At 59.5% G+C, this 13,463-nt stretch carries 6 protein-coding genes and 1 pseudogene; 5 read left to right on the plus strand and 2 right to left on the minus strand.

Features of this window, described 5'->3' with window-relative positions; all coding sequences use genetic code 11:
* Positions 1 to 219: 219 nt before the first annotated feature.
* The 4 genes and pseudogenes from QA635_RS08075 to QA635_RS08090 all read left to right on the plus strand — a co-directional run bounded on the left by QA635_RS08075 (position 220) and on the right by QA635_RS08090 (position 6,505).
* On the plus strand, positions 220 to 1,200 hold the full coding sequence (locus QA635_RS08075; protein WP_283068249.1) for a ribose-phosphate diphosphokinase: 981 nt from the start codon (positions 220 to 222) through the stop codon (positions 1,198 to 1,200).
* On the plus strand, positions 1,197 to 3,203 hold the full coding sequence (locus tag QA635_RS08080; protein WP_283068250.1) for an erythromycin esterase family protein: 2,007 nt from the start codon (positions 1,197 to 1,199) through the stop codon (positions 3,201 to 3,203). The genes QA635_RS08075 and QA635_RS08080 overlap by 4 nt, the downstream gene beginning before the upstream one ends.
* Before the next feature lie 36 nt (positions 3,204 to 3,239).
* Complete coding sequence (locus QA635_RS08085) at positions 3,240 to 3,917, plus strand: dienelactone hydrolase family protein (protein WP_283068251.1); 678 nt, start codon at positions 3,240 to 3,242, stop codon at positions 3,915 to 3,917.
* Positions 3,918 to 4,145: 228 nt separating this feature from the next.
* Positions 4,146 to 6,505 (plus strand): annotated as a pseudogene (locus QA635_RS08090) (efflux RND transporter permease subunit).
* A 19-nt stretch (positions 6,506 to 6,524) separates the two neighbouring features.
* Here QA635_RS08090 and QA635_RS08095 read toward each other — a convergent pair.
* Both QA635_RS08095 and hpnN read right to left on the minus strand, forming a co-directional pair.
* A complete protein-coding gene (locus tag QA635_RS08095) occupies positions 6,525 to 7,067 on the minus strand; it encodes a hypothetical protein (protein WP_283068252.1) in 543 nt (180 codons plus the stop codon).
* A 195-nt stretch (positions 7,068 to 7,262) separates the two neighbouring features.
* The gene (gene hpnN / locus QA635_RS08100) at positions 7,263 to 9,890 is read right to left on the minus strand and encodes a hopanoid transporter HpnN (RefSeq protein WP_283068253.1); all 2,628 of its coding nucleotides are present in this window, start codon (positions 9,888 to 9,890) and stop codon (positions 7,263 to 7,265) included.
* A 608-nt stretch (positions 9,891 to 10,498) separates the two neighbouring features.
* Between hpnN and QA635_RS08105 the strand changes: the two genes are divergently transcribed.
* Positions 10,499 to 13,453, plus strand: coding sequence for a formate dehydrogenase subunit alpha (locus QA635_RS08105; RefSeq protein ID WP_425249139.1), 2,955 nt, complete (start codon positions 10,499 to 10,501; stop codon positions 13,451 to 13,453).
* Positions 13,454 to 13,463 lie beyond the last annotated feature (10 nt).

Here is a 13,463-nt window from a genome sequence, read left to right on the forward strand (position 1 = left end):
TAAAATCAAAGACGCTTGGAGCAGCACAGTCACGGGTGCCAAGCGCCGGGTCGTGTGTTTCGCTGCGACTCCGGTCTCTCTCCGAGAACAAGTTGCAGGGAGTTGACGACCATCAAGGCGGCCGAAATCGGTTCGACGTTACTCACGTCTAGTTCAGGATGCTTGCTTGTGGAAGAGGACTCGTGAGCCGGGTTCACACGCGAATTGGTCGAGGCTGCTGTGATCAACCGCTTCATGATATTTAGCGGGACAGCCAATCCGGCGTTGGCATATTTGATTGCGCGCGAGCTGGATAGCCAGCTCGGCAACTGCGTCCTGAAACGATATCCGGATGGTGAAGTTTCCGTGCAAATACGTGAGTCTGTGCGGCACAAGGAGGTCTTCCTGGTGCAACCGACGTCGCCCCCGGCTAACGATCATCTGATCGAACTGCTCGCCCTTGCCGATGCCTGTCGTCGCGCCGGAGCCGCACGCATTGTGGCGGTCGTGCCATTTTTCGGTTATGGCCGCTCAGACAAGCGGCATGGCCGACGGGAGCCGATCATGGCGCGGATGGTCGCCGAGTTCTTGGAAGTTGCTGGGGTCGACCATGTCGTCACCGTCGATCCGCACATCCCGCAGATCGAGGGCTTTTTTCATGTGCCGATGGATAGTCTGACGGCTGTGCCGACGCTTTGCGGGGCATTGCAAGGCCGTCTGCCTGCAAGGACAGTTATCGTCGCGCCGGACGCGGGCCGTGTCGCGATGGCGAACCGCTATGCACAGTGCCTCGACGCGCCAGTTGTCGTGTTACACAAGCGTCGGATAGACGGCACTCAGACCGAAGTGACCCACATGGCCGGAGAGGTGTCCGGCAGGCCCTGCCTGATTGTTGACGATATGATCTCGACGGGAGGGACCGTCGCCGAGAGCATTCGGGCTCTTCTAGCGGCTGGCGCACAACCCGAATTCATCCTGGCGGCCACGCATGGGCAGCTGGTTGCGAATGCGCGTGACAAACTGAGCCATCCAGCCGTTCGCGAGGTATTGGTGACGGATTCGGTGGACGTGCACGAGGAGAACTGGCCTGAACTGCGAACGGTCTCCATTGCGCCGCTGCTGGCCTCTGCCCTGGAGCGACTGGCAGCCGACGGCCCGCGCGGCGAGCTTCATTCGAAATGCCTGCGCCGAACGGCTGCGCAGGCAAGGGAGGAGATATGATGCCAGGACTGTTTCTCGATCGTCGAGATGCGGGCAGATACCTCGCCGAGAAAATTGCGGGCTACTCCAATCGCCCGGACGTGCTCGTGCTGGCGCTGCCGCGCGGCGGCGTGCCTGTCGCCTATGAGGTAGCCCGCGCGCTCAACGCACCTCTGGACGTCTTTGTGGTTCGCAAGCTCGGCGTCCCCGGTTATGAGGAGCTGGCGATGGGCGCGGTCGCGACAGGTGGCGTGCGCGTGCTCAACAGCGCGATCGTCGAAGCCCTCGGCATTCCCGCGCCTATGATCGATGCGGTTGCGGCACGCGAACGGCTGGAGCTGGCGCGGCGCGAGCGCCTTTATCGTGGCGGTCGTCCGCAGCCGGAAGTGCGGGGCCGCACGGTGATCCTGGTTGACGACGGGTTAGCGACCGGTGCCACCATGCACGCCGCGATCGAAGCGTTACGGCAGCAGGGGCCTGAGCGCATTGTCGTTGCGGTTCCGACGGCATCGCCCGATACCTGCGAGGAAATGAAGAGAAGGGCCGACGAGGTCATTTGCGCAATCACGCCGGAGCCTTTCCATGCGGTGGGTCGTTGGTATCAGGAGTTTTCACAGACGACGGACGAAGAGGTGCGCGAGCTGTTGGCGCGCCAAAATAAGTCCGACGGTGAGGCCGGACAATCTCCGGCAGCAGATGATGTGGTGGTCAATGCTTTGCGCGAGACTGCTTATCCGTTGGTCGGATCTGTGCGCGACTATGATCCGCTGATCGGGCGGATAGGTGAGGCGCGCTTTGCTCTGCTCGGTGAAGCGTCCCACGGGACCCACGAGTTCTACCGCGAGCGGGCCGAAATCACGAAGCGGCTCATCAGCGAAAGGAAATTCACGGCGGTCGCGGTGGAGGCGGATTGGCCCGATGCTTATCGTCTCAATCGCTACGTGCGCGGCGCTGGCGAAGACGTCGATGCGGTAGACGCGCTCGCCGATTTTCGTCGTTTCCCGACCTGGATGTGGCGTAACGCGGTGGTGGTCGAGTTCATTGAGTGGCTTCGGGCACACAATGATGGGCTTCCGCCGGGTGTCGAAAAGGTCGGTTTCTACGGGCTCGATCTCTACAGCCTGCACGCATCGATGAAAGCCGTGCTCCGTTATCTGGCGAAGGTCGATCCCGGGGCGGCGATCAAAGCGCGTGAACGCTACGCCTGCTTCGATCATGTCGGCGAGGATACACAGGCCTACGGCCTGATGACGCGCCTGAATCTTTCCAAATCGTGCGAGGAGGAGGTTGTCAACCAGTTGCTCGAGTTGCAGCGCCGGGCGGCCGATCGTACGCGCCGTGGCGGCGCCTTGGATGATGATCTCTTCTATGCCGAACAGAATGCTCGCTTGGTGAAGAACGCCGAGGCTTATTACCGCTCGGTGTTCCTCGAGGCGGTGTCGTCATGGAATTTGCGCGACCGACATATGGCTGAGACGCTTGAGGCGCTGGTCAGCTACCTTGATCGAAAATCCGGTCGCGCCAAAATCGCCGTCTGGGAGCACAACTCGCATCTCGGCGACGCTCGCGCGACGGAAATGGGCCGGCGCGGCGAACTGAATGTCGGCCAGCTCACACGCGATAAATATGCCGACGACGCGGTTCTGATCGGCTTTACTACGCATCGTGGCACGGTAACGGCCGCTTCCGATTGGGGCAGTTCGGCCGAGCGCAAGCATGTCCGGCCAGCGCTGGCCGGCAGCTACGAGGCGCTATTCCATGCTTCAGGGCACGACCGATTCCTGCTGATCATGGACGACAGCGATGTGGTGGTGCGGCAATTAGGCGCGCCTCGGCTCGAGCGCGCGATCGGCGTGATCTACCGCCCTGAAACCGAGCGGCAGAGTCACTATTTCCAGGCGCGGCTGCCGGACCAATTTGATGCAGTGCTGCATTTCGATGAGACATGTGCGGTCAAGCCGCTCGAAACCACCGAGGCGTGGGAAGCCGGCGAACTTCCGGAAACATTCCCGTTCGCGGTATGAGCGTCTCGGGCCATCGCAGCGAAAAGGAAGCATGCCATGAACAGTTCCGCAGCTCACATGATTGAGGGGCAATTGATCAGCGTCCCTGCTGGTTCCGTGACGCTTAACGGCAATCTGACCATGCCGGAGGACGCAGGTGCGGTGGTGCTTTTCGCCCACGGGAGCGGCAGCAGCCGCCACAGCCCCCGCAACCGGTATGTGGCCCGTGTGCTCAACGAGGCGAAACTGGCAACCGTGCTGATCGACCTGTTAACGGTGCACGAGGAAGTGGTCGATGCGCGCACGGCACACTTGCGCTTCGACATCGACCTGCTCGCCGAAAGGCTCGTCGATATAACCGACTGGCTCATCCAGTTCCCCGATACCAAGAACTTCCCAATAGGCTATTTCGGCGCCAGCACCGGGGCCGCAGCCGCGCTGGCGGCTGCAGCGATCCGCCCCGATCGAGTAGGGGCGGTTGTTTCGCGCGGAGGCCGACCGGATCTGGCCGGTGCGGCCTTGACGCGCGTTCGGGCTCCAACGCTATTGATCGTTGGAGAAGACGACAAGCAAGTCCTTGAGCTAAATCGGGCTGCTCTCGAGCAGCTGCGCTGCGAAAAGCAATTGGCGATTGTAATCGCAGCAGGGCATTTGTTCGAAGAACCCGGAGCGCTGGATGAGGTAGCGCGCTTGGCGTGCGATTGGTTCAAGCGCTATCTCATTGTGGCCGGGTAAGCCACTGGGACCGGGTAGGCCGGCCCGACGTGCTCCGTCGCAGGGAGTTTGATAACGCGAAGCTCCGAACGCGCAAGCAAGGATGATGAACTGAAAATCGAGCTCGATCGCTTGGGAACTTGGATTTGACGCCCGTCATGGTCGCTGCGCGGAGATGGTCGCAGACTTCCGAAAACTCGCGGCAAGTACAGCTGACCGCGTGGATGCTCATCTCGCAGGCCACCGAACATGGATACGTCGCGATATACAGAGCCAGAGCCCACCTCGCGTCTAATCGGCGCCTCGCGGAGCATCGCATACGGTCTCGAGCGCATCGGTCTGGTCTCGCTACGTTTTCCATGGCTCGTTGGGCTTGCCACCGTCGTGCTGTTGATAGTGGGAACATCCGGGATAGCGCGTATCAAGGTCGATGACTCCCTTAGCCAGCTGTTCCGGTCCGAGACACCCGAGTTCAGGACGTTCGAAGAAGTGACGCGGCGCTTCCCGTCGAACGAATTCGACGTCCTCATCGTGGTGGAGGGCAAAGATCTGCTTGTGCGCGATTCGGTCGAAAAGCTGCGCGATCTAGTTACCGACCTGCAACTGATCGAAGGCACAAGAGGCATTATCTCGTTGTTTTCGGCGCGCGAGCCGCCAAAGGGCACCGACTTGCCCGCGCCGCTGTTTCCGGATCAACTCCCTGCCGGCGCCGAATATGACCGGCTGGTCCAGCGAGTACTGAACAACGAGATCATTCGCGGTAAATTGCTGTCCGAAGATGGACAATTGACGCTCATTGTGCTCGCACTGGATCCGGATGTCGTTGCGAGCAGCCGTTTGCGCGACGTCATCGGCGAAATACAGAAAACAATCGATAATGACCTGGCCGGCAGCAGACTTACCGCTCGCCTGTCCGGAGTACCGGTTATGCAGCTCGAGATCCGCAATGCCGTGGAGCGCGATCGGCTGCTCTACAATGTATTCGGATTCGCAGCTGGAGCTTTGATCGCCATCCTGTTCTTCCGCCGGTTGTCATTCATGATCATCGCCGCCGGCCCACCGTTGATCGCCATCGTGCTGGCTCTCGGCGCTCTTGGCTGGCTTGATTTTCGCCTCAACATGTTTCTCAACGTCATGACGCCGCTGATCATGGTGATCAGTTTTTCGGACAGCATGCAATTGACGTTCGCAGGCCGCGACCGGCTGCTACAGGGCGAGGGGAGGTTCCAGGCATTTCGCAACGCCATGCTTGTGGTCGGGCCGGCATGCGTGCTGACGCATGTGACGGCTGGTCTTTCGTTTATTGCGCTGCAATTTTCAGAATCCGATCTGATCCGGACGTTCGGCGAGGCCGGCCTGGTCGCAACTCTGATTGCCATGTTCGCGGTTCTGATGTTGGTGCCGCTTCTCGGTGTTCTGCTGGTCCGGAACGAAGCGATGTTTGTTGTGGAAGTCAGAGGCGCGGACTCCGCTTTAGACGTGTTGCGGCGTTTCTGTTTCTGGGTTGCTGCCCGGATGGTGAGCCGGCCAGGGCTGTACAGCCTGCTCGGCGTCCTGGTTGTCAGCGGCCTTGGGCTAGTCTACGCCAATCTTCAACCTCGCTATCGATTGGCCGATCAGGTGCCCGACAGGGAGCAGGCCGTTGCCGCGAGCCATCGTCTCGATGCCAAGCTCAATGGTGCCAATCCGATCGATATCCTGATCAAGGTTCCCGACGGCAAATCACTTTACGATCCGGAAACGCTTGCCGTGATAGCGGAGGTGCATTCGACCCTTGAGAAGCAGCCTGGCGTCGCCAATGTATGGTCGCTGGAGACACTGCGGCGCTGGCTTGCGGAGAAGATGGGCAAGTCCGACGTGGCGACGCTGAAGCAGTATGTCGATATCCTGCCGAATATCTGACGCGTCGCTTCATTTCTGCGGAACAGGACGCCATTCTGGTTTCCGGCCGCATTCCGGACGTCGATTCCAGTCAGCTTCTGCCCGTCATCGAAGGCCTCGACAAAGCGCTGGATGTTGTCCGCGCAAAGCATCCCAGCTACAAAGTAGCCGTGACGGGACTGTCGGCTATTGCCGCCCGCAACAGCGCCCTCATGATCAACAAGTTGAACAGAGGTCTGACGCTTGAGTTCCTGTTTGTCGCCGCCTTCATCGGTCTCGCGTTCCGCTCGTTCGTCGTCATGCTGGCGAGCATCCCGCCCGGAATATTCCCGATCGTGCTCTCTGGATTGGTGTTATGGATTCTGGGAGAAGGCCTGCAGTTCGCGAGCGTGGTGGCGCTGACGGTATCTTTTGGATTGGGCTTGAGCGCTACCATTCACTTTTTGAATCGGCTACGGCACGAGGAACGACCGTATGAGGATCCGGCCGTTGCCGTTGAGCGGGCAACCGTCCTGGTTGGTCCGCCTTTAATTCTGACGTCCATCGTGCTTGCGTGTGGCCTGATTGTAACCGTCTTCTCGGGTCTGCCGTCGCTCCGCCTGTTCGGTTGGTTGAGCGCGTTCGCCATGCTCGCGGCGTTGGCCGCAGACCTCTTGATCCTGCGGCCGACGGTGACGTTTTTGGGCAGACTTGCACAGCGGGTGGGCGGCAAGCCGTTTTACCGATAGTGGAGAGATCGAGTTCTCCTCACCTTGTTCTGGCGAGCGCGACAGAGACTTCAGTGATATCGTGACCCGGCGACTCAATCACCACGGATTGCCGGTCACCTCGCGTATTCAGGGTCAAACGGGCTGAAAATCCGGCACCGTCAATTCTGGCCTGGATCTCGCCACCACTCACGCGGCCGGAAACACTACCGGAGGCGTTGCGGTTGGTTTCGGTCCAGGTTCCATGCAGTGCCCCGCCTTCTGAAACAATGTTGCTATCGACATCGAATCGGTAGCTGTCGCTTGCGCAGCGCAAGTGTTGCTGCAGTCGTGTATCGCTTTCGGTGACGCCATAGGTCGCCCGGCAGCGTAGGCGTTCACGTTGGCCACTAGCCAGTTTGATGAAGCCGCCGCCCGACCAACTCCCGCTCAAGCCTGAGAAGGGGCTTTGTAGGGCATCACTTGGTACCGCGGAATGCAGGAGGGCGGCCACGAATATGGCCAGTGTCGTTGTCCTGAGAGTTGTCCTGGTTAACATATCATCATCATTCAGGATGGATAACTCCATGATGGGGATCGCCAATGGAATTGTCCTTGACGGCCGTCAAAACTCCATTGACCGGAGTGCCGTGCCCATCGTCACATTTCTCCCGCCGCGCCGGCGAACTTCAGAATGGGACTCGAACCGCAGAAAGGACTTCGGCGTCCATTTCGCGCATGTCTTTCCGAGCGCGTCGTCGTCGACTTTGCGTCGGAAGTCTTGTGGTGGCACTGACGCCTATTCCGCGGCTTGGCGCCAATTTGCGTCCTGATCAGAATATACCTTCACTTGCCGCGGCGGCCCCATCAGAACCGGCTGGAAGAACACCGCGGCCCACATCGTGCACAGCAGCGACAAGGCCATCAGCTTGCCCATGCTCGACATGCCGGGATAGCTCGACGCCCACATGCTCCCGAACGCAATCGCGGTGGTCATGGCGCTGAATAGTACCGCCCTGGTCAGCGTCGATTGTAGCAGGCCGATTCTTCCGGCGCGCCACGCCATGACGTAGTAGATCTTGAATGCGACGCCGACGCCGAGCAGCAGCGGAAGTGCGATGATATTTGCGAAATTGAGCGAGACGCCAAGCAGCACGCAAGCCTCGAGCGTAAGGACGCCGGCGAGGAGGAGGGGGATGAGTGTCAGCAGCATATCGGTCAAGCGCCGTAGCGCTATAAGAAGCAGAATGGCGATCGAACTGATTGCCAGAACACCTGCTTCTACAAAAGCTGACATGACTGTCCTCGCAGCTTCATAGAGGCTGATCGCCCCCCCCGCCGCCGACGGTTCAATACGAAGTACTGCGGTCGCGAAATTTCGCAGCACGTTGGTATCGTTTGGATCGCCCGTTGGCAGTGCCTGAACGCGGGCTCTGCCGTCTGACGATACCCAATTGCGCATGAGATCTGGCGGCATCGTCTTGATAGTCACCACTTCCGGGACAAGAGATTTGCGTAGAAGGTCGAGATCGTAAATCAGCGGTTGCACGATCGCGGCATCAGCCTTGGCCCGGATGCCGGCATCTGCGCTCGCGAGGCGCCTCAGCAAATCCGAAACATGCCGTGCGGCCTCGGCGCCGGAGTCGTTTCCATTTCCTGCGGCCAGGCCAAGAACGTCGGCGGCTGCCTTTTGAATCGCAACAATATTCTCCCGATCGCTCGGGCCAGGCCGCCGCATCGGAGGATTGAGGGCTCGGCCAAGCTGTTTCGAGGCGGCCTTCAACGCGGCAATTTTCTCGTCTTGATCGGCTGGGATCAGACTGCTCAGCGTCAATGTTCGTGAGACTTCGGAAAGTGCAGCCAGACGTTTGGCCGTTTCATCCGCCCCTTCGAGTGACGGCGCCAATACCTGAGCATCGTTGCCGCTGGCTTCCGGCTCGTTCTGCAATTCACGATAGGTCACCACGGAAGGAGAATTCGGATTTTGCAGATCGACTGGATTGAAGTTGAACTCCAAATGGAACAACAGCGGTATACCGGCGAGAACGACTAGAAACGTGCCAACGATTACCGCAATGCGATGCCGTTGAAGGAAATTGTCGAGCGGTGCGAGGCTTCGAAAGCCAACCGGCGCGGGCTCGCCTGGAGGTTTGAGCAGCGCCAGGCTCGCCGGTACCAATGTGATGCTGCAGGCGAATGCGACCAGCATGCCGCAACCGGCGATCAGGCCCAACTCCGACAGGCCGCGATAGCTGGTGGGCAGAAATGCGAAAAATCCGATGGCGGTGGCCGCGGTAGCCAATGAGAGCGGATTGCCCGCCTTGCGGGCAGCCGATCGAAGAGCGTCGTACAAGTCAGGGTGCTCGTGCCGTTCGGCGCGATAGCGCACGCTGAATTGGATGGCGAAATCTACTCCGAGGCCGACAAACAGCACGAACAATGCGATCGAGAGCAAATTGAAAGAGGTAACCAGAACGAGGCCGAGAGCGGCCGTCGCCGCAAGCCCCGCTATCAGGCTGAAGAAGACCGCGGCAATGATTTTCCAGGAACGAAGAGCCAGCCAGAGAATGATCAGAACGCCGGACACCGCCGTCAGCGTATCGCGCACAGCGCTGTATCTGATGACCGAGAATTGATCATCATTCATCGGCACCTCACCGGTTAGATCAACCGTCGCGCCGAATTTGTTTTGCAGGTCCAGATCGGAAGCTGCTTGCCGTATTCCGTCTTCCGCCTTGTGACCAGGCAGAAGCGCGGCAAAATCGAGCGTGGGTTGAACTCCGATAAGGTGCCGCAGCCGCCTTGCCGGCGGCGGCTGATTTTCCAACAGTTCCTGCCAGGACAATGTGGCCGGCTTCCCGGACAGAACCTGGCTGAGTGTTCGATCTGCCAATGACAGAGGCCACGCAAGCTGATCCAGCGTGATTTGGCCTGCCCGGATGCCCTCGGCCGCAAACGAGAGCGCCGTCATAACGCCGCGCAGACTCGGATCGCTTGCGAGCGCCGCAATGAGCGGCTCGGCTCTCGTCAATCCCTCCGCGGTCCTTTTGACGTCGGCCGGAGACTCGAACAATAATCCATTGCGTTCGAAAAAATCCCCGCTGTCGAGTAATTCCACGGTGTGAAACAGATCAGCGTTTTTCGAGAGGGCCTGCGCCAGCGCGCTAGCCGCTCGCGCGGCGTTTTCAGGCGCCGTCGCTTTCACGACAACCAGAATGCCTTTCCTCGGAAAAGCCCTGGACAATTCCAGCTCGCGCTGACGCCATGGCAGATCCTGGGAAATCAAGCCCTCTATGTCAGTATTGATCGAGAAGCGGGCGGCATCAAAGGCCGCGGCTCCAAGCATCAGCAGCGTGCCGGCAATAACGATAGTCCACCGATTGCGAGCGCAGAAATCGACAATTCGCACGATCACTGAATGAATCATAGCCGGCACCAGTTCTCGATTGCTACGCCAGGATCAAGATGAGCCTCGAATCGATCAAGGCTCGTAATTTGCGAGCGTTCACGTCTACGTACCGCTACGTACCGCAGTCGGGGTTGTCAGCATCTTGATATTTACCAACGGTGCTGTCGTTGACAGGCATCAAATGTCCATCGATAGAACGTGCCGCTTATTCGTTCTATCCGCCCATTTGTCACCGGCGGTATTTACGCCGTCGCCACATTCCATGCCAACGCCGTCGTCCTTGGAATCTGTTTGACCTTTCGGAATTGACGTCCGTCATTTTCAGACCCGTTGCCAAGGCGCTACTCAAGACGGAAGACGAAACCAGTCAGCTTTGGCGCTCGAATCTTTTGCAAGGGCACTCACGTGCAAAGACGGCTTCTGACGACCGTGGACCGGCGCGATCTGCTTCGCTTTGCGATGGGCGGTGTGGGAGCCGCGGCCGTTAGCACCGTGATAAGGGAGCCGGCGACCGCCAGGGCTGTTGATCTCAGTGAGAAGCGCAAGGCCCGCTACCAAGCCAACTCGGCGGAGGTCAAAAACTTTTACCGTGTCAACAGCTATCCCACCCGATAAGGGAGGCGTTCGTGCTCATCAAAAGGTCGGAACGTCATCGAGGCCGCGCAGACATCGCTGGCGCGCGGTCCAACGGATCAGGCAGTGAGTTGGATCGACGCACTTTCCTGAGGCGCTCCGGCGTCGCTGCGGGCGCATTGGCTACGCTCGGAAGTCTTCCACTCGGCGGCATACGCAAGGCTGAGGCCGGCCCACAGCCTCCTCCGGGGACAACGGTTACAACGAGGAAAAATATTTGCACGCATTGTTCGGTTGGCTGTTCGGTTATTGCGGAAGTCGCGAATGGCATGTGGATCGGGCAGGAGCCTGACTACGATAGCCCCATCAATCGCGGATCGCACTGCTGCAAGGGCGCAGCGGTTCGCGACGACGTGTTGAGTGAGCGCCGCCTGCGTTACCCTGTGAAACTCGTGGATGGCCGATGGACCCGCATTTCCTGGGAAACGGCGATCGATGAGACCGGCGACAGGCTATTGGACATTCGCCAGAAATCCGGGCCAGATTCTGTGTACTGGCTGGGCTCAGCGAAATTCACCAACGAAGCAGCCTACCTCAATCGCAAGCTCGCGGCATTCTGGGGAACCAACAATTCCGATCACCAGGCGCGTATCTGCCACTCCACGACGGTCACTGGGGTCGCCAATACCTGGGGCTATGGCGCGATGACGAATAGTTACAACGATATTCGCAACGCCAAGACCATTCTTCAAATGGGCGGCAATCCTGCGGAGGCGCATCCGGTCTCGCTTCAGCATATTCTTGAGGGCAAGGAACTCAACCGCGCCAATCTTATCGTCGTCGATCCGCGCATGACACGAACGGCAGCACATGCGACCGAGTATGTTCGTGTCCGTCCCGGCACTCATATCGCCACGATCTACGGAATGCTGTGGCATATTTTCGAAAACGGCTGGGAAGATAAAGAATTTCTGAAACAGCGCACATACGGTGTCGATGAAATCCGCAAGCAGGTGGCGAAGTGGACGCCGCAGGAGGTCGAACGTGTTACCGGCCTGCCTGAAGCGCAGGTCAGGCACATCGCCGAAATCTTCGCCAAGGAGAAGCCCGCGACGATGCTCTGGGCGATGGGACAGACGCAGTTCTCGACAGGCACCGCCAATGTCCGGGCCAGCTGCATCTTGCTGCTCGCCACCGGTAACGTTGGACACCCTGGAAGCGGCGCCAATATCTTCCGCGGCCACACCAATGTGCAGGGCGCCACCGATCTTGGCCTCGATGTGACGACGTTGCCGCTCTATTACGGTCTGGCCGAGGATGCTTGGCGGCATTGGTGCCGGGTATGGGAAGTGGATTACGAATGGATGCGATCACGCTTTCCCAGCAAGACGCTGATGGAAACACCAGGCATTCCGAGCACGCGCTGGTTCGATGCGACCTTGTTGCCGAAGGATCAGGTCAGCCAGCCCGACAATTTGCAGGCGATGTTCGTGATGGGGCATGGCGTCAACACCATCACCCGAATGCCGGAAGCCGTCCGCGCAATGGAGAAACTCGAGCTCCTCGTGGTCTGCGATCCCTATCCGACCGCATGGTCGGTGCTCTCGGAGCGCAAGAACGGCAGCTACCTTCTGCCGGCCTGCACCAGCTTCGAGATGGATGGGTCGCGCACTGCCTCTAATCGTTCCCTGCAGTGGGGCGAGAAGATCGTGGAACCGATTTTCGAGTCGAAGAACGACTACGATACGATGTATCTGTTCGCTCGCAAATTCGGCTTTGCCGACCGGATGTTCAAGAACATCAAGGTCGAAAACAACGCGGTATCGGCGGAGGATATCCTGCGCGAGATCAACCGGGGCGGTTGGTCGACGGGCTATTGCGGGCAATCTCCCGAACGGCTCAAAGCCCATATGACGAACCAGGCCAAGTTCGACCTGGTCACCCTGCGAGCACCGAAGGATGATCCGGAAGTCGGCGGAGACTATTACGGCCTACCATGGCCGTGCTGGGGAACGCCGGAGTTCAGACATCCGGGCACACCGATCCTTTACAACACCGACTTGCCTGTGAAGGAAGGCGGCGGCACTTTCCGCGCCCGGTTTGGTGTCGAGCGCATCGTCAAGCGCAAGGTGATGGAAAATGGGCACGAGGTCGAAAGGGAGGTGCACGACAACCTTCTCGCCGAGGGCTCATATTCGGCCGGTTCTGAAATCAAGGACGGATATCCGGAGTTCACCTTGACCGTGCTCAAGAAGCTCGGCTGGGACAAGGACCTCGCGCCGCAGGAGATGGAAATGATTCAGCGTGTCAATTCCGCCAATCCCGATGCCGTGTCCTGGGCGAACGACCTATCGGGTGGCATCCAGCGGGTGGCGATCGAGCACGGCTGTTCGCCCTATGGCAACGCCAAGGCGCGCATGATCGCCTGGAATCTTCCCGATCCAATTCCCGTCCATCGCGAACCGATCTATACGCCACGTGCTGATCTGGTCGCCGGCTATCCGACCCTGCCGGACGCCCGGCAGTTCCGCGTGCCCAATATCGGCTTTTCCGTGCAAAAGGCCGCGGTCGACAGGGGTATCGCCAAGGAATTCCCGTTGATCCTGAGTTCCGGCCGGCTGGTGGAATATGAAGGCGGCGGCGAGGAGACGCGATCCAACAAGTGGCTCGCCGAACTGAAGCAGCACATGTTCGTCGAGATCAATCCAGCAGATGCGGGCGAGCGCGGCATCAGGGACGGCGGATGGGTCTGGGTCACCGGCCCGGAGAACAACGCAAGGACCCGCATGAAAGCTCTCGTGACCGAGCGGGTGGGCAAGGGCGTTGCATGGATGCCGTTTCATTTCGCCGGCTGGTACCAGGGCGCCGATCTGCGCTTGAAATATCCGAAAGGCAGCGATCCGATCGTGCTCGGCGAGAGCGTGAACACGCTTACGACCTACGGCTACGATCCAGCGACCGGCATGCAGGAGCCGAAGGCGACCCTTTGCCAGATCCGGGCAGAATGAGAGGAGGAAA

This window comes from Bradyrhizobium brasilense (assembly GCF_029714345.1).
In the GTDB taxonomy this organism is placed as follows: domain Bacteria; phylum Pseudomonadota; class Alphaproteobacteria; order Rhizobiales; family Xanthobacteraceae; genus Bradyrhizobium; species Bradyrhizobium australafricanum.